The organism is Rhizobium sp. CFBP 8762, from assembly GCF_014841565.1.
GTDB lineage: Bacteria > Pseudomonadota > Alphaproteobacteria > Rhizobiales > Rhizobiaceae > CFBP-8762.
Window position 1 is genome coordinate 80,170 of the sequence record NZ_JACYUD010000009.1, and the last position, 16,485, is coordinate 96,654.

16 protein-coding genes are annotated in these 16,485 nt (G+C 58.9%); 8 read left to right on the forward strand and 8 right to left on the reverse strand.

Annotation, left to right across the window (positions count from 1 at the left end; genetic code table 11):
• The first annotated feature begins 67 nt into the window (after positions 1–67).
• The 5 genes from xdhA to guaD are packed head-to-tail and all read left to right on the forward strand — an operon-like array spanning position 68 to position 7,243.
• Positions 68–1,546, forward strand: coding sequence for a xanthine dehydrogenase small subunit (gene xdhA, locus IFT84_RS18655; RefSeq protein WP_192122124.1), 1,479 nt, complete (start codon positions 68–70; stop codon positions 1,544–1,546).
• Positions 1,539–3,878 (forward strand): xanthine dehydrogenase molybdopterin binding subunit, encoded by a 2,340-nt coding sequence (gene xdhB / locus IFT84_RS18660; RefSeq protein WP_192122125.1) that lies wholly within the window; start codon positions 1,539–1,541, stop codon positions 3,876–3,878. Before xdhA ends, xdhB begins: the two co-directional genes overlap by 8 nt.
• An 8-nt stretch (positions 3,879–3,886) precedes the next feature.
• Positions 3,887–4,693: a xanthine dehydrogenase accessory protein XdhC gene (gene xdhC, locus IFT84_RS18665; protein WP_192122257.1), complete on the forward strand. Its 807-nt coding sequence runs from the start codon at positions 3,887–3,889 to the stop codon at positions 4,691–4,693.
• Positions 4,686–5,921, forward strand: coding sequence for a urate hydroxylase PuuD (locus tag IFT84_RS18670; RefSeq protein WP_192122126.1), 1,236 nt, complete (start codon positions 4,686–4,688; stop codon positions 5,919–5,921). Before xdhC ends, IFT84_RS18670 begins: the two co-directional genes overlap by 8 nt.
• The gene (gene guaD / locus IFT84_RS18675) at positions 5,918–7,243 is read left to right on the forward strand and encodes a guanine deaminase (RefSeq protein ID WP_192122127.1); all 1,326 of its coding nucleotides are present in this window, start codon (positions 5,918–5,920) and stop codon (positions 7,241–7,243) included. Before IFT84_RS18670 ends, guaD begins: the two co-directional genes overlap by 4 nt.
• Here guaD and IFT84_RS18680 read toward each other — a convergent pair.
• From IFT84_RS18680 to IFT84_RS18715, 8 genes are all read right to left on the reverse strand, one after another.
• Complete coding sequence (locus IFT84_RS18680) at positions 7,215–7,481, reverse strand: Txe/YoeB family addiction module toxin (protein ID WP_192122128.1); 267 nt, start codon at positions 7,479–7,481, stop codon at positions 7,215–7,217. The two genes, guaD and IFT84_RS18680, sit on opposite strands and share 29 nt — an antisense overlap.
• Complete coding sequence (locus tag IFT84_RS18685; protein ID WP_192122129.1) at positions 7,481–7,735, reverse strand: type II toxin-antitoxin system Phd/YefM family antitoxin; 255 nt, start codon at positions 7,733–7,735, stop codon at positions 7,481–7,483. The genes IFT84_RS18680 and IFT84_RS18685 overlap by 1 nt, the downstream gene beginning before the upstream one ends.
• A 51-nt stretch (positions 7,736–7,786) precedes the next feature.
• Positions 7,787–8,143, reverse strand: coding sequence for a hydroxyisourate hydrolase (uraH, locus tag IFT84_RS18690; protein ID WP_192122130.1), 357 nt, complete (start codon positions 8,141–8,143; stop codon positions 7,787–7,789).
• Positions 8,140–8,637: an ureidoglycolate lyase gene (locus tag IFT84_RS18695; protein ID WP_192122131.1), complete on the reverse strand. Its 498-nt coding sequence runs from the start codon at positions 8,635–8,637 to the stop codon at positions 8,140–8,142. Before IFT84_RS18695 ends, uraH begins: the two co-directional genes overlap by 4 nt.
• Positions 8,634–9,665: an allantoicase gene (gene alc / locus IFT84_RS18700; protein WP_192122132.1), complete on the reverse strand. Its 1,032-nt coding sequence runs from the start codon at positions 9,663–9,665 to the stop codon at positions 8,634–8,636. The genes IFT84_RS18695 and alc overlap by 4 nt, the downstream gene beginning before the upstream one ends.
• Complete coding sequence (uraD, locus tag IFT84_RS18705) at positions 9,652–10,161, reverse strand: 2-oxo-4-hydroxy-4-carboxy-5-ureidoimidazoline decarboxylase (RefSeq protein WP_192122133.1); 510 nt, start codon at positions 10,159–10,161, stop codon at positions 9,652–9,654. The genes alc and uraD overlap by 14 nt, the downstream gene beginning before the upstream one ends.
• Positions 10,161–11,078, reverse strand: coding sequence for an allantoinase PuuE (gene puuE, locus IFT84_RS18710; RefSeq protein WP_192122134.1), 918 nt, complete (start codon positions 11,076–11,078; stop codon positions 10,161–10,163). The genes uraD and puuE overlap by 1 nt, the downstream gene beginning before the upstream one ends.
• A gap of 120 nt (positions 11,079–11,198) precedes the next feature.
• Positions 11,199–12,389, reverse strand: coding sequence for an NAD(P)/FAD-dependent oxidoreductase (locus tag IFT84_RS18715; RefSeq protein ID WP_192122135.1), 1,191 nt, complete (start codon positions 12,387–12,389; stop codon positions 11,199–11,201).
• Between IFT84_RS18715 and mnmD the strand changes: the two genes are divergently transcribed.
• From mnmD to IFT84_RS18730, 3 genes are all read left to right on the forward strand, one after another.
• On the forward strand, positions 12,388–13,089 hold the full coding sequence (mnmD, locus tag IFT84_RS18720; RefSeq protein ID WP_192122136.1) for a tRNA (5-methylaminomethyl-2-thiouridine)(34)-methyltransferase MnmD: 702 nt from the start codon (positions 12,388–12,390) through the stop codon (positions 13,087–13,089). The genes IFT84_RS18715 and mnmD overlap by 2 nt on opposite strands.
• A 266-nt stretch (positions 13,090–13,355) precedes the next feature.
• Positions 13,356–14,906: a DEAD/DEAH box helicase gene (locus tag IFT84_RS18725; protein ID WP_192122137.1), complete on the forward strand. Its 1,551-nt coding sequence runs from the start codon at positions 13,356–13,358 to the stop codon at positions 14,904–14,906.
• 184 nt (positions 14,907–15,090) lie between these two features.
• Positions 15,091–16,485: a circularly permuted type 2 ATP-grasp protein gene (locus tag IFT84_RS18730; RefSeq protein ID WP_192122258.1), complete on the forward strand. Its 1,395-nt coding sequence runs from the start codon at positions 15,091–15,093 to the stop codon at positions 16,483–16,485.

Here is a 16,485-nt window from a genome sequence, read left to right on the forward strand (position 1 = left end):
CGATGCCACGCACAGGCGTAACCTACCGTCAACAAAAAGCGCAAAAGCGCGGGGAACATGAGCCACGATGACCGACACCAAAGCTGCTCTTCGCTTTATTCTGAACGATGCCGATGTGGTGATTGAGGCGCTGTCGCCGACAGCGACACTGCTCGACTATCTGCGGCTGGAGCGTCGCCTGACGGGCACGAAGGAGGGCTGCGCCGAAGGCGATTGCGGCGCCTGTACGGTGCTGATCGGCAGGCTTCATAATGGACAGTTGCGCTATGAAACCGTCAATGCCTGCATTCGCTTTGTCGGCTCGCTGCAGGCCACCCATGTGGTGACCGTGGAGCATCTGAGCCCGCGTGAGGGTACGCTGCACCCGGTCCAACAGGCCATGGTGGACTATCACGGTTCACAATGTGGCTTCTGCACACCGGGCTTCATCATGTCGCTCTATGGCCTGTGGCTGTCGAACGAGGCGCCCGGCCGGGCCGAAATCGAGCGGGCCTTGCAAGGCAATCTCTGTCGGTGCACCGGCTATGAGCCCATCATCCGCGCGGCGGAAGCCATTGCGGCATCGCGGCCCGACGCGCTGTTTGATCCTCTGCTCAGCCTGCGAACCGATATTACCAACCGGCTGACAGCGCTGGATCAACGTGAGACGATCCGCATCGGCAGGCCGGACCACTGTCTTATGGTGCCGGGCACCGTGGATGATCTTGCAACGATATTGGATGAGCACCCTGAAGCCACCGTGGTGGCGGGCTCCACCGATGTCGGGCTATGGGTCACCAAACAGATGCGGGCGCTGAACCCGCTGGTGTTTATCAACAATCTCTCCGAATTGCAGAGGATCTCGCACAGCGAGGACGGCATCACACTCGGCGCTGGCGTGACCTATGCAACTGCCTTCGAAACCCTGAGCCAAGGCTATCCCGCTCTGCGCAATCTATTGAACCGGCTGGGCGGCGAGCAGGTGCGCAGTATGGGCACGATTGGCGGCAACATCGCCAACGGTTCCCCCATCGGCGATACGCCGCCAGCGCTGATCGCGCTCGGTGCCAGTATAACCCTGCGCAGTGCACATGGTCGCCGCACGATGCTACTGGAGGACTTCTTCATCGACTACGGCAAACAGGACCGGGCCAAAAACGAATTTGTCGAAAGCATTTTCGTGCCTGTTCTGGAGCCGGACGCCCGCTTTGCGGTGTACAAGATTTCCAAGCGGCGGGACGAGGATATTTCCGCCCTGTGCGGCGCGTTCCATCTCGTGCTGCGGGATAATATTGTCACCAGTATCCGCATTGCCTTCGGGGGCATGGCCGCGACACCCAAACGCGCGCCCAGCGTGGAAGCGGCGTTGATTGGCCAGCGGTGGACGCAAGACACGATCAACGCTGCGCTCAATGCTTTTGCAGAGGATTATCAGCCACTCAGCGACTGGCGCGCGTCAGCCGAGTACAGGCTTCTCACCGCCCGCAATCTGTTGACGCGGTTTTATCTGGAATCGCTCGGGCATGATGTTCAACTGCGCCGTTTTGCCGAGGTTGCCCATGGATAAATCAACCTTCGACCAGCGCCGCGTTATCAATGGCCCCATGCACCACTCGGTGCGCCACGATTCCGCGCATAAACATGTCACCGGCAGCGCCGATTATATCGATGATATGCCGGAGCCGGCAGGCACCCTGCACGGCGCGCTCGGCATGACCGACCGCGCACACGCGGAAATCATCGAGATGGACCTGTCGGCGGTCCGCGCCGCCCCCGGCGTCGTCTGCGTGCTGACGGCGCGCGACATGCCCTACTCCAACGATATCAGCCCCAGCCATATGGATGATGAGCCGGTGCTGGCGGATGGCGTGGTCCAATTTCACGGCCAGCCGGCCTTTGCCGTCATCGCTGAGACACGCGATATCGCGCGGCGTGCCGCCCGCCTTGCCCGCATCACGTACCGCGACCTGCCCCATATTACAGATGCGCAACAGGCTATTGACGCCGGGGGCACGCTGGTGACGCCGCCGCTGACGCTGAAACGGGGACAGCCTGACGATGCCTTGGCCGATGCGCCCCGTCGCTTGCGCGGCCAGATGCGTATCGGCGGACAGGACCATTTCTATCTGGAAGGCCATATTGCCATGGCCATTCCCGGCGAGGATGACGATGTCACCGTCTGGTCCTCCACGCAGCATCCGAGCGAGGTGCAGCATATGGTCTCCCATGTGCTGGGCGTTGCGTCCAATGCGGTAACGGTGCAGGTGCGGCGCATGGGCGGCGGCTTTGGCGGCAAGGAAACGCAGAGCAACCAGTTTGCCGCTCTGGCAGCCGTCGCCGCCAAGAAACTCAACCGCGCCGTCAAGTTTCGCCCGGACCGGGACGAGGACATGACCGCCACCGGCAAGCGTCATGATTTTCTGGTGGATTATGATGTGGGGTTTGACGACGACGGGCGCATTCATGCGGTTATCGCCAATTACGCGGCGCGCTGCGGCTACTCGTCCGATCTTTCCGGCCCGGTGACCGACCGTGCCCTGTTTCATGCCGATAACGCCTATTTTTATCCCCATGTGCGGCTTACCTCCCAGCCGCTGAAAACCAATACGGTCTCCAACACCGCGTTTCGCGGCTTTGGCGGACCGCAGGGCATGGTGGGTGCGGAGCGGATGATCGAGGAAATCGCCTACGCTCTGGGCCGCGATCCGCTGGACATCCGCAAAGCCAACTTCTACGGAGAGGCCGGTTCCAAGCGTGACCTCACGCCGTACCACCAGCGCGTCGAAGACAATATTATCGGCAAACTGGTGGCGGAACTGGAGGAAACCTCCGACTATCAGGCCCGTCGCGCGGCTATTCTCGCTTTCAACGCTTCCAGCTCTGTGATCCGAAAGGGCATAGCGTTGACGCCGGTCAAGTTCGGCATCTCCTTCACCGCCACCTGGTACAATCAGGCAGGCGCGCTGGTGCATATCTATCAGGATGGCTCGGTGCACCTGAACCATGGCGGCACCGAAATGGGTCAAGGCTTGAACATCAAGATCGCCCAGGTTCTGGCGGAAGCCTTCCAGATCGATATTGACCGCATCAAGATTACCGCGACCACCACGGGCAAGGTGCCCAATACATCGGCCACCGCCGCTTCGTCCGGGTCTGACCTGAATGGCATGGCGGCGTGCGACGCCGCACGCCAGATCAAGGAGCGGCTGGTGGCTTTTGCCGTTGAGCGCTGGAGCGTTGCAGCCGACACCGTGCAGTTCATCGCCCACCATGTGAAGGTGGGGGATGAGCTGATACCCTTTGACGCCTTCATCAAGGCTGCCTATCTGGCGCGGGTGCAACTCTCGGCGGCTGGCTTCTACAAAACACCCAAAATCCATTGGGACCGCGCCGCCGGTCAGGGCACACCATTCTATTACTTCTCTTACGGTGCCGCGGTTTCGGAAGTGTCTATCGATACGCTGACCGGGGAGTATATGGTGGAGCGCACCGATATTCTTCATGATGTTGGCCACTCACTCAACCCGGCCATCGATATTGGTCAGGTGGAAGGCGCTTTCGTGCAGGGCATGGGGTGGCTGACGACCGAAGAGCTGTGGTGGGATGCCAAGGGACGGCTGCGCACGCACGCCCCCTCCACCTATAAAATTCCCGTCGCATCCGACCGGCCAAAAATTTTCAATGTGAAGCTGGCGGAGTGGTCGCAAAACAAGGAGCCAACCATCGGCCGTTCCAAGGCTGTGGGCGAGCCGCCGTTCATGCTGCCAATCTCGGTACTGGAAGCCTTGTCCATGGCTGTTGCCAGCGTCGCCGATTACCGCCACTGCCCGCGCCTGGATACGCCTGCCACGCCGGAGCGCATTCTCATGGCCGTGGAACGGCTGAGAGCGCACGCATGACGGCATCGCTGCGCCGCCTGAAAGCATTTCTGTCTCGTGAACAGGACCTAATCATTGTCACCGTTGAAACCGCGCGCGGCTCCACCCCGCGAGAGGAAGGCGCGGTGATGCTTGTCAGCCCCACGCAGAGTTGTGGCACGATTGGCGGCGGCCATATGGAGTTTTTGGCGGTGGAAAATGCCCGTAACCTGCTGGCCGGCACCGGGGGTGACAGCCGGTTGGATATTCCGCTTGGGCCAGAGATCGGCCAATGCTGCGGCGGGCGGGTGGTGCTGTCCTTTACCCATGCGACACCTGCGGCCCGCGCAGAGCTTCTGGACCGATTGGCACGGCGGGAAGCCGATGCGCCGCAGATCTGGCTGTTTGGTGGCGGTCACGTCTCCCATGCGCTGTGTGATGCGTTGAAACTCCTGCCGGTGCAGGTCACCGTGGTGGAGAGCCGCGCGAGCGCACTTGATGGCCTTGGCCCTGACACCACCACGCAGGTGGTTGCCATGCCGGAAGCGCAGGTACGCGACATTCCATCCGGCTCCGCCATCGTCATTCTTACGCATGATCACGCACAGGACTTCCTGATTGCTGCGGAAGCGTTGACTCGCGACGATCTGGCCTTTGTCGGCATGATCGGATCACGCACCAAGCGAGCGACGTTTTCCAACTGGTTCGTGCGCGAGGGCGGCAATTCCGACCATCTTGCCCGCCTCACCCTGCCCGTAGGCGGCACCGCTGTGCACGACAAGCGCCCGGAAGTGATTGCCGCGCTGACCGCCGCCGAATTGATAACAGTGCTTTTGAAGGACGTGCCGCATGTATGAATTTGCCATTGCATGGGAATGGTTGGCCTTTGCTGCCCGCTGGCTGCATGTGATCACCGCCATTGCATGGATCGGTTCGTCCTTCTACTTCATCGCGCTGGATCTGGGTCTGGTGAAGCGCGAGCATCTGCCGCCCGGTGCCAGTGGCGAGGAATGGCAGGTTCATGGCGGAGGCTTCTACCACATTCAAAAATACATGGTGGCACCGGCGACCATGCCGGAGCATCTGACGTGGTTCAAATGGGAATCGTACGCCACATGGCTCTCGGGCTTTGCCATGCTTGCCATCGTGTATTACGCCGGGGCTGATCTTTTCCTCATTGACCGGCATGTGCTGGATGTTTCGCAATGGCAGGCGATTGCCATCTCCATCGCGTCCCTTGCCGCTGGCTGGCTAATCTACGATACGCTGTGCAAATCCCCCATCGGCAGACACGATACAGCGCTCATGCTGGTGCTCTATTGCGTGCTCGTAGCTATGGCCTGGGGCTATACGCACCTGTTTACCGGTCGGGCCGCCTTCATTCATCTTGGTGCATTTACCGCCACTATCATGTCGGCCAATGTGTTTCTCATCATCATTCCCAACCAGAAAATTGTGGTGGCGGACCTGATTGCGGGCAAAACTCCCAACCCCGCTTTGGGCAAGCAGGCCAAGCAGCGCTCGTTGCACAACAACTATCTGACATTGCCCGTCATCTTCCTGATGCTGTCCAACCACTATCCGCTCGCCTTCGGCACGCAGTATAACTGGCTGATTGCAGCGCTCGTGTTCCTCATGGGTGTTACCATTCGCCACTGGTTCAACACGACGCACGCCCGCAAAGGCCGCCCGACATGGACATGGCCTGCAACCATCATCCTCTTCATGCTGATCATCTGGCTATCGACCGTGCCAAAAATCCTGTCCGGCGAACAGGCCAGAGTCGCGCCGGTTTTCCAGAAATTTGCGCAAAATGCACACTTTGAAGCCGCACGGGATACGGTCATGTCACGCTGCTCTATGTGCCACGCGGCGGAGCCCGCATGGGAGGGTATTCGCGCCGCACCGAAAAACGTTGTGCTGGAAACCGACGAGGGCATTGCCGCCCATGCACGAGAGATTTACATACAGGCCGGTCGCAGCCATGCGATGCCGCCCGGCAATGTGACGGAGATCACGCCGGAGGAACGAAAACTTCTGACAGCCTGGTATGAAAGTGCCGTGGCGGAAAACGAGACACGATGACCACCACCCTGCTGCGCGGACGCCTTCTGACCTTCAACCATGCCCCGCACAGCATGACCGATAGCACGAGCTACCGTTACGAGAGCGACGGCGGACTGCTGATGGGAGACGGCAAGATCATCGCGACAGGCGATTTTGAGACCGTCAAGGCGCAGGCACCCGTTGGCACCATCGAAATCGACCATCGCCCGCACCTGATCCTGCCCGGCTTCATCGACACCCACATTCATTTTCCGCAGATGCAGGTGGTTGGCTCCTACGCAGCCAATCTGCTGGAATGGCTGCATGATTACACCTTTCTGGAGGAGCAGCGCTTTGCCGATGCTGACCATGCCACCCGTTTTGCCGGTCATTTCTTTGACGAACTGACCCGCCATGGCACAACGACAGCCAGCGCCTATTGCTCGGTCCATAAGACCTCTGCGGATGCGTTCTTTGCCGAAAGCCTCAAGCGCAATATGCGCATGGTGGCAGGCAAGGTGATGATGGATCGCAATGCGCCCGAGGCGCTGCGCGACACGCCGCAGGATGGCTACGACGATACAAAACAAGTGATTGCCGACTGGCATGGCAAGGGCCGCAATCATGTGGCCATCACGCCCCGCTTTGCCATCACCTCCTCACCGGAGCAGTTGGAGATGGCGCAGACCTTGGCGCGCGAGCATCCCGATCTGCATATCCAGACCCATTTGTCCGAGAATCACGACGAAATCCGCACGACGTTGGCACTGTACCCGCACGCCAAAGACTATACCGATATCTACGCCCATTACGGTCTGCTTGGGCCCAAGAGCCTGTTTGGTCACTGCATTCACCTGAGCGACCGCGAGGCGGACGCGTTGAGTGAAAGCGGTTCGGTTGCGGTTTTCTGCCCGACATCAAACCTGTTTCTCGGCAGCGGCCTGTTCGCGCTCAAACATCTGGAGCGCCGCCAAAAACCCGTGCGTGTGTCCGTTGCCACCGATATTGGCGGCGGCACAAGCTATTCCATGCTGCGCACGCTGGATGAGGCCTATAAGGTTCTGCAATTGCAGGGCGAACGCTTGAACCCCTTCGACAGTTTTTACCATATGACACTCGGCAACGCGCGCGCGCTAAGCCTTGAAAACCATATTGGCACTCTCGACGTGGGCACCGACGCCGACCTCGTCGTGCTCAACATGGCGGCCACTCCGGCCATGGCGCTGAAAGCGGAAGTCGTGCAGACGCTGGCCGAAGAACTTTTCCTGTTGCAGACGATGGGTGATGATCGGGCGGTGGCGCAGACCTATGTGGCGGGCAATGCGGTGAAGGTCAGTAGTGAAACCGGCACTGCAAAATAACCAGAGTTTGGTCCCCTTGGGCTGTCTTGACCAGATAAGTGAGACGATGCTCCTGTGTTATCCGCCGCGACCATTGTCCTTTGAGGTTGCCTCTTAAAGGCTCCGGCTTACCGATACCATCGAAAGGGTGCCGCATCGTATCCTTAATAAGGTCGTTGATTCTAAACAGCATTTTTTTGTCATTCTGCTGCCAGTACAAATAATCGGCCCAAGCGGTAGGGTGCCAGACGATCAACATTATTCTTCAATCAGATCATGCACTTCAAAATTGCCAGCTTTAACTTCAGCAATAGCATTCAAAAGACGAGCGGCATTGACCGGAGATGACAAAAGATGGATTGTCTCCATCATACCTTCATATTCTGACTTATCCATCACAATAGCGGATGGCTTATCACGACGCACGATTTCGACGGCCACATGATCACGCGATACCTGATCGAGCAAACCGGACAGCTCGTTTCTTGCCTGAGAAAACATAATCGTCTGCATCGCACACCTCTCTACTTGTACAATTTATTGTACAACATTAGTATGCGTTGATCAACTCCCCCGATACGTGGAGTATCCATAAGGGGAGAGCAGCAGCGGCACGTGGTAATGCGCCGCTTCGTCCGCGATGCCAAACCGCAGCGGAATGACATCCAGAAATGCAGGCTCGGGCAAATAAGACCCGGTTTTGCGCAGGTAATCGCCGGCGTAAAAAACCAACTCATACTGTCCGATCCGAAACTCGTCATCCTGCAACAACGGATAATCGACACGACCGTCGGCATTGGTCCGAACCGATTTCAGCAACTCACGTCTTTCGCTGGTCAGTCGAGACAGGTCGATGCGCAGGTTCACCGCCGGTCGTCCCGTCGCCGTATCCAGCACATGGGTTGTCAGTTTTCCGCTCAATGCCTCGGCTCCTCGATTACATAAGCTTGCTCGTAGAAAAACTCTTCGAGATTTTGGCCGGGGCCATCACGGTCCATTACAAGAAAATCGCTCACCTCATCCAGCGTCATCAGTGGATGGTGCCAGACATTACGGGCGTAGTTGATGCCTTGCGAACCACATGCCAGAAACACCTGCGGCTCTGCCGGTCGGCCATCATCGTCAGCAGCCACCACCACCAGCCATGGGCGATTGCTCAAGGGGTGAAAACTCTGACTGCCGAGCGGATGGCGCTCCATCATCGTCACGTCATAAGGAAAGGTTCGCGGCTGCCCGCGAAACAGGTTGAGGATGACATTAGCACCCTCGCCCACCACATCCGCCGTCGCCAGTCCATGGAACCGCGTTGTCGTGCCGCCATTGATCATGCGCACCGTCGCCGGGTCGGCCTCTACCACCGTGCCGAACGGGGCGAACGCTTTAGCCGTCAACGGACGGATGCCGAGCTTGATCATGCCTTATGCCCGAACAGGCGCAACCGGCTGACACCACCATCAGGATGCATGGCGAAGCGCACATGCGTGACGGGCCCGTCCAACTGGAGCGTCTCGCCGGAGAACTCGTGGATGTGATCCATTTGCAGCTTCTGACGCGCCAGAATCGGCGTCCATTGCACCGATGCCGCCAGTTCGGCGTCTGCGAAACTGTCCGAATGGTCGGGTAGATACGCACCGAACAGCGCGCAACTATCGGGATAATTGCCTTTGAAATGGGCGGTATCCACCACAACGCGGGAAATAATGCCGGGTGCCCCGAGTTTGATGATGGCCCAATCATGCCCAGGGCCGCGACGGCGCGCGGTCTCCCAGCCATCGCCCATATTGATCCCCCGGCCCGGTCCCAGCATCTGGTCTGGATGGCCATAATGCGCATCCGACCAGGCGAGCGATTTTGCGCCGTTGTAAATATAGGCAAGATCAACCTCTTCGGTTGGTCCGACCTTGTCCCAATCAAAAAACGCAGCGCCGAAAACGCGCAAGCGCGCCACGCCGCCATCCGGGAAGATATGCAGCCGAATATGGGTCCAGATGCCCTCGCCCGACGCGGCAAAGTAATGATGCGCCGAAGGCCCCAGCGGTGATTTTGCCAGCACCTCCACCCATTGCGTGTCATCCAGCGGCTCCCAGTCCGCAATGAAGGCAGCCTCTATGCGGCAATGGGGCGGGTAGTTGCCCGTAAAAAAGCTGGTATCGACATCAAAGCCGAAAATACGGCCGGGCATGGCAAGCCGTATAACCGCGACGTCATGGCCTTCCACGCGCTTGCGGCGGCTTTCCCAGCCGTCCATCCACTTGCCGTTGTCATCGTAAACATCCGGCAAAAACCGTGCGGGCGCATCCTCCAGCATCCGCTCCAGCGGCGCGAAGAACTCATCGGTGGCTGACAGGCCCCGTGCACCCAGCCGCGCCGATGCAAGGTTAACGGTTCCTTTGGTAAAGTCCGGCAGTGCACCGGCATCAAGCGTCGTGTCAGTGGCTGTCATAGGTTTCTCCCGGCAGCAGTGAATCGAGGCGCAAACGCGCAATTTTCTCTACCTCGGCACAGGCCGTGGCAAACTCCTGTTCCGGCGTGCTGCCGATGCGGCTTTCAAACGCCGAAATGATATCGTTCTTGTCCAGACCGCGCACGGCGATAATGAAGGGAAACCCGAAACGCTGGATATAGAGCGCATTCAACGCCAGAAACCGCGTGTGTTCCGCAACACTCAAGCGATCCAGTCCGGCGGAGGCCTGTTCGGCTTTCGAACTGGCCGTCAGTTCTCCTGCAATGGCCAGTCGTCCGGCAAGATCGGGGTGAGCGCGCAACACCTGAAGCTTCTCGGCATAATCGGCCGCCCGGAACGCTTCCACCATGGCGGCATGGAGGGACTGCACTGTGAGTGGTTTTGCAAGCCCCGCGTCCAGCGCCCGTTCTGCTACCCATGGCGAATGCTCGAACACACCGCCGAAGCGGTCTACAAAAGCTGTCCTGTCAATCATTATGCTGCGCTTTCCGGCTTGTGATGCAGGTGCCAGTGGCGGGCAATATCAACGCGGCGCGGCACCCAGACCTTGTCATGGCCGAGGATGTAATCAATGAATCTTTGAAGTGAAGCTGAACGTCCCGGACGCCCAACCAAGCGACAATGCAGGCCGATAGACATCATCTTCGGCTGTCCCTCCGACCCTTCTGCGTAGAGGACATCGAAACTGTCCTTCAAATACTGGAAAAACTGTTCGCCCGCATTGAACCCTTGCGGCGTGGCAAAGCGCATATCGTTGGCATCCAGCGTGTAGGGAATAATCAGATGGGGGGTCTGCGGTGCCTGACCGGCAATCCAGTAGGGCAGATCATCGGCGTAGGCGTCCGACGAGTAGAGAAAACCGCCATTGTCCACCACCAACTGGTGCGAATGAACCGACGAGCGGCCTGTGTACCAACCCAGAGGCTTCTCGCCCGTCACCGCCTCGTGCAGGGCGATGGCTTCCTCCATATGGGCCTTTTCAGCCTCATAGCTGTAATCGCGATAGTCGATCCATTTTAGGCCATGGGAGGCAATTTCCCAGTCCGCCTCCTTCATGGCGGCCACCACCTCCGGGTTACGGGCAAGCGCCGTTGCAACGCCATAGACCGTTACCGGCAGATTGGCCTTGGTGAACAGGCGCCACAAGCGCCAGAAACCGGCGCGTGACCCATATTCATAAATGGATTCCATATTCATATGGCGCTGGCCCGCCCACGGTGCAGCACCAACGATTTCCGACAGGAAAGCCTCCGACGCGGCGTCGCCGTGGAGAATATTATTTTCGCCGCCCTCTTCATAGTTCACCACGAACTGTACGGCAATTCTGGCACCATCGGGCCACTTGGCATCGGGCGGTCTGCGGCCGTAGCCGATCATATCACGCGGATACATATATTCGATTTTCCTCTTTTCAGTCCCCGTTTTTTTGAACGGACGGTATCACCAGATCGAAGAAAGTCGAGGGTAAAAAAACCAAAAAATCGTTTGATGTCAATGAGCAATTAATGCTCTCTACCCGCGCATTTTGTCCAGATGCGCTTCCACCCGGAATGCGTCTGGCAAGGAGATTGCAGAGGTGCCTGTCAGGCTTTCGACAACGCTTTGCGCCAGCCGATGCGCCAATCCGAAACTGACCTTGAATCCCCCGGTCAAAAGCGACAGCCTTGGAAATTCTGGATGGTGCCCGACCATGGGATCACGCCCGATGGCCTTGGGGCGAAGCCCGGCCCACCGCTCGATAACAGGTGCGCCACGCAAAAGCGGCGATAGAGCGCAAGCTTCATCCAGAAGGTCATCCAGCTTGCCGTCAGTTGAACCGGGATCGGCAAACTCGACCTCGCTGGTGCTTCCAATGGCGACACTGCCGTTTTCATGGGGTACGATGTACAGACCGCGATCAAACAGAATGGGCCAGTTCGGGTCAATATTGGCCTGCAAGAGCGCCGCTTGGCCCTTAACCGCTGTACCGGACGGCTTCAAACCCGGCTGCATGGCGTCCAGCAGTGGAAACGCCCGGACTCCGGCGGCAAGGATAGAATGGCCGAAGTGGACCGCGTCGCCACCCGCCAGAACCGCCTTACCCTCGGCAGGGTTTAGCGTTTCAAGCTCCGCATGCTCCCGTAGCGTCACGAGCGGGCTCTGCTCCAGCACAGCGCGCAACACCGCAATCAACTGGCGGGGAGACACCCGCGCAGAAAGCGTATCGAAGGTGCACCCGTGCAGGCAGGCGGATGCTACAGGCCAGTCCGGCGCAAACGGCGTATCGCGTGTTTGCCACGAATAATGGCCGGGCCTGTGGCCCGAAAAATAGGTCGTCCAGTGGGTGGACGCGCTGCCCATCTGCTCATCGGCAATCGCCCGCAGATGCGGCTTTGCCAGTGGCACCAGCCTGCCGGAGCGGCGATATCCGGCTTGCAAACCGCTGATGGCTTCCACTTGCCGGATTTCACCTTCCAGCGACATGAGCGCGTCGAACTGAAACTGTTTCTTGTCGTTCCAGCGGTCGAGCGCATGGGGCATCAGCGCACCCAGCAAGCCGCCGCTGGTGCTAGAGCCTATGGTTCCCCGCTCGACGAGCAAGGTTTTCAGTCCCGCCTGGGCCGCATAATAGGCCGCCCACAGGCCCATGATGCCACCGCCGACGATCAACAGGTCCTGTTGCAATTGACCAAAGACGGCAGAATTTGTATCGGCTTTGGTCATGAGCGCAGAGAGTCCTGAAAACAGCACATTAGAATGGCATGAGGGCGATATGCCCTATTCCCCCCGCTTTGGCGACCACTTTTATTGTAACGCTGACGGGCGAAAGGAATGCGACCACGTGTTTCTTGAGGGCAATTCGATTCTTGAGTGCTGGCAGGACAAGTCACAGTTCACCATCGGCGAGCTTGGATTTGGCACAGGCCTGAACTTTTGTGAAACCTACCGCCAATGGAAGGCCACACGCTCCAACGGAGCGCTGCATTTCGTCTCATTCGAGCTGTATCCCATGCAGGCAGACGAGATAGAACGGGCACTTGCCCCATGGCCGGAGATAGAGAGCGAGCGCAAACACCTGGTTTCGCTTTGGCCCGCCGTGCCGCAAGGCAAAATCGAACTGACGCTGGATGCACAGACACGGTTGACCGTGATCTGCGCGGCAGCACTCGACGCTGTGCCCGCCTGCGGCCTGACCTTCGATGCGTGGTATCTCGATGGCTTTGCGCCCGCGCGAAACCCGGACATGTGGTCGCTCGACCTGATGCAGGCTGTGTTTGAAAAGACGCGGCCGGGCGGCACCTTTGCCACCTACGCGGCGGCGGGCTTTGTGCGGCGCAATTTGCAAGCTGCGGGCTTTGCAGTGGAGAGGCGGCGCGGCTTTGCTCACAAGCGGGAAATGCTGTGCGGGCGCAAATCAGCATAACTATTTCCTTGACTTTGCGGCGCAAAACACCGACATGAGGCCCAGCGTCAACCTTCCGGCCGCCGCGTGAGCGAGCCCTGCGGATATACTCTCCGTACCGAAGGCTAGCGCAAACTGCACTTTCGCCATCTGGCGGAGGCGTGCGCTGACAGCTTGATCCAACCCACAAGTTCCCAAATCACGCGGGGTTCTTGACGCGAAGCGAAACCGGAACCGCATGGTGCTGTTCCGGCCTGTTCGTTTTGCGCCCCGAAAGGCATACTGATTTGACCACTTTTACAGAGCTTGGCCTCTCCGCCCACGTATTGGAAACGTTGACTGGCCTTGGCTATGAAAAGCCCACCCCTATCCAGAGCGAAGCCATTCCGCTCGTCATGGCTGGCCATGACATGATTGGTCTGGCCCAGACCGGCACCGGCAAGACAGCCGCTTTCGGCCTGCCGATGATTGAAAAGCTGATGGCGGACGGCAAGCGTCCCGATCCGCGCAACATTCGCGCCCTTATTCTGGCGCCCACCCGCGAGCTGGTGAACCAGATTGCGGCAAACCTGAAAAGCTTCGTCAAGAAGACCCCGATCAAGATCGGCCTTGTCGTTGGCGGCGCGTCCATCAACAAGCAGGCCCAGCAGCTGGACCGTGGCGTGGATATTCTGGTGGCGACGCCGGGCCGTCTGCTCGACCTCATCGCTCGCAAGGCCGTGTCGCTGACACAGGCGCGATACCTCGTTCTGGACGAAGCCGACCAGATGCTGGATTTGGGCTTCATCCACGATCTGCGCAAGATTTCCAAGCTGGTGCCGAAGAACCGTCAGACCCTGCTGTTTTCGGCCACCATGCCAAAGCAGATCGCGGATCTTGCTTCCGAGTACCTGACCGATCCAAAGAAGGTGGAAGTAACACCGCCCGGCAAGGCCGCCGATAAGGTGGAGCAGTATGTTCACTTTGTCACCGGTGGCAGCCAGAAGACCGATCTCTTGAAGAACTCCCTGACGGCCAACCCAACCGGCCTCGCGATGGTGTTTTCGCGCACCAAGCATGGCGCTGAAAAGCTGATGAAGCATCTGGACAGCGTCGGCTTCAAGGCCGCGTCCATTCACGGCAACAAGAGCCAGGCACAGCGTGAGCGTGCGCTCCAGTCCTTCAAAACCGGTGAAGTGCGCGTTCTCGTCGCAACCGATGTTGCCGCCCGCGGCATCGACATTCCCGGCGTAACGCATGTCTATAACTATGACCTGCCGGAAGTACCGGATGCCTACGTGCACCGCATTGGCCGCACAGCGCGCGCGGGCCGCGATGGTATCGCCATTGCCTATTGCGCACCGGATGAAATCCGTCTTCTGCGCGACATCGAGCGGTTGATGAACATCTCCATCGAAGTGGCTGGCGGCGACGTTCCTGCCGATCAGGCTCGCCCGTCCAAGGGTCGCACCAATGGCAACCGTGGCGGTGGTCGCCCGGCGGGCAATGGTGGACAACGTCAGGGTCAAGGTCGTCCGGGTCAGGGTCAGCAGCGTCGTGAGCCGCGTGCCGCAGCACCGGCGCCTTCGAGCTTTGCCGGTGATGAATTGCTCGGCGATTTGCGTCCGGCCAAAAAGCCGCACCGCAAGGGTCAGGGCCCAGCAGCACAGGCTGCGCATGAAACAGCCATGGCCAAGCGCGGCAATGGTGGCAAAGGCCGTGCGCCCCGCGCTGCCGGTGCCGCGACAGCCGCCAAGCCCGTGGAATGGCGTGACCGCCCACAAATTGCCCGCGATGCAGCCAACAACGCGGCCAAGCCGGGTGGCCAGGGTCTGGCCCGCCGTAAGGCCGCTGTCTAACATTTGCTTTTCTTCAAACGGCGGGCCAAGAGCCCGCCGTTTTTCATTTCAACCAACGGATTTTTAAAAGTTCCGGTTGTGCATCAAAAAATTCTTCGCCTCGGCTGCTGCAACGCTCTTGCATTGCAATAATTGTTGGTCTCAAATACCAAAAAAGGGGACAACAGAATTGCCATTTGACGAAATGATGCAGACGGGGGGAACCCCGAGATTACCGTACCAGACCTACCATGACTGGTACGCACAACAGGACCCGGCCTGCCTGATTGCCAAGACGACAGAGGCCGAAACTATTTTTCGCAAAACCGGTATTACCTTTGCCGTCTACGGCCACGAAGATTCCTCCGAAAAGCTCATTCCTTTTGATCTGATCCCCCGCATTATTTCTGGCCGCGAATGGCGGCGTCTGGCACAGGGCATCGAGCAGCGCGTGATTGCCCTTAATGCCTTTCTGGATGACATTTACCACAGACAGGAAATCATCAAGGCGGGCCGCATTCCCCGCGAGATCATTGAAAACAATGTGGCTTTTCTGCCCGAGATGATCGGTTTTCGTCCGCCGGGCGGCGTCTATACGCATATCGTCGGCACCGATATCGTGCGCACCGGCGAAGACGAATTCTACGTGCTGGAAGACAATGCCCGCACCCCCTCCGGTGTCAGCTACATGCTGGAAAACCGGGAAACGATGATGCAGATGTTTCCCGAGCTTTTTCACATCAACAAGATCCGCCCGGTTGAAAACTACCCCAATCTGCTGCGCAAGAGCCTGGCATCGCTGGCGCCCAAGGGCTGTCGCGGCAAGCCGCGCGTGGCGATCCTCACCCCCGGCATCTACAATTCGGCGTTCTACGAACATGCGTTTCTCGCCGACCAGATGGGCGTGGAACTGGTGGAGGGATCCGATCTTCGCGTCATCGATGGCCGCGTCGCCATGCGTACCACGCGCGGATACCAAACCATCGATGTGCTCTATCGCCGTGTCGATGACGACTACCTTGACCCCCTCACCTTCAAGCCGGAATCGACGCTTGGTGTTCCGGGCATCATGGATGTCTACCGCGCCGGGAACATCACCATTGCCAATGCTCCCGGCACCGGCATTGCGGACGATAAGGCCGTCTATTCCTATATGCCGGAAATTGTCGAGTTCTATACGGGCCGCAAGCCGCTTCTGGAAAATGTGCCGACATGGCGCTGCTCTGAAGCCGATAGCTTGAAATATGTGCTGGAACATATCGAGGAACTGGTGATCAAGGAGGTCCATGGCTCAGGCGGTTACGGCATGTTGGTCGGCCCCACCGCCACGAAGCAGGAGTGTGCGGATTTTGCCGACAAGCTGAAAGCCCGCCCCAGCAACTACATTGCCCAGCCCACGCTATCGCTCTCCACGGTGCCGATCATGGTCGACAAGGGCATTGCGCCGCGCCATGTGGACCTGCGCCCCTATGTGCTTGTGTCCGACAAGGTGCAGATCATCCCCGGCGGGCTGACCCGCGTGGCACTGAAGGAAGGCTCGCTGGTCGTTAATTCCAGCCAGGGCGGCGGGACAAAAGACACCTGGGTCCTGGAGGACTGA

Bases quoted from the DNA above. Each gene is read 5' to 3' on its own strand.
- xdhA (WP_192122124.1), top strand. From the start codon at position 68: ATGACCGACACCAAAGCTGCTCTTCGCTTTATTCTGAACGATGCCGAT.
- xdhB (WP_192122125.1), top strand. From the start codon at position 1,539: ATGGATAAATCAACCTTCGACCAGCGCCGCGTTATCAATGGCCCCATG.
- IFT84_RS18670 (WP_192122126.1), top strand. From the start codon at position 4,686: ATGTATGAATTTGCCATTGCATGGGAATGGTTGGCCTTTGCTGCCCGC.
- guaD (WP_192122127.1), top strand. From the start codon at position 5,918: ATGACCACCACCCTGCTGCGCGGACGCCTTCTGACCTTCAACCATGCC.
- IFT84_RS18680 (WP_192122128.1), bottom strand. From the start codon at position 7,481: ATGTTGATCGTCTGGCACCCTACCGCTTGGGCCGATTATTTGTACTGG.
- IFT84_RS18685 (WP_192122129.1), bottom strand. From the start codon at position 7,735: ATGCAGACGATTATGTTTTCTCAGGCAAGAAACGAGCTGTCCGGTTTG.
- IFT84_RS18695 (WP_192122131.1), bottom strand. From the start codon at position 8,637: ATGATCAAGCTCGGCATCCGTCCGTTGACGGCTAAAGCGTTCGCCCCG.
- alc (WP_192122132.1), bottom strand. From the start codon at position 9,665: ATGACAGCCACTGACACGACGCTTGATGCCGGTGCACTGCCGGACTTT.
- uraD (WP_192122133.1), bottom strand. From the start codon at position 10,161: ATGATTGACAGGACAGCTTTTGTAGACCGCTTCGGCGGTGTGTTCGAG.
- puuE (WP_192122134.1), bottom strand. From the start codon at position 11,078: ATGTATCCGCGTGATATGATCGGCTACGGCCGCAGACCGCCCGATGCC.
- mnmD (WP_192122136.1), top strand. From the start codon at position 12,388: ATGAGCGCAGAGAGTCCTGAAAACAGCACATTAGAATGGCATGAGGGC.
- IFT84_RS18715 (WP_192122135.1), bottom strand. From the start codon at position 12,389: ATGACCAAAGCCGATACAAATTCTGCCGTCTTTGGTCAATTGCAACAG.
- IFT84_RS18730 (WP_192122258.1), top strand. From the start codon at position 15,091: ATGATGCAGACGGGGGGAACCCCGAGATTACCGTACCAGACCTACCAT.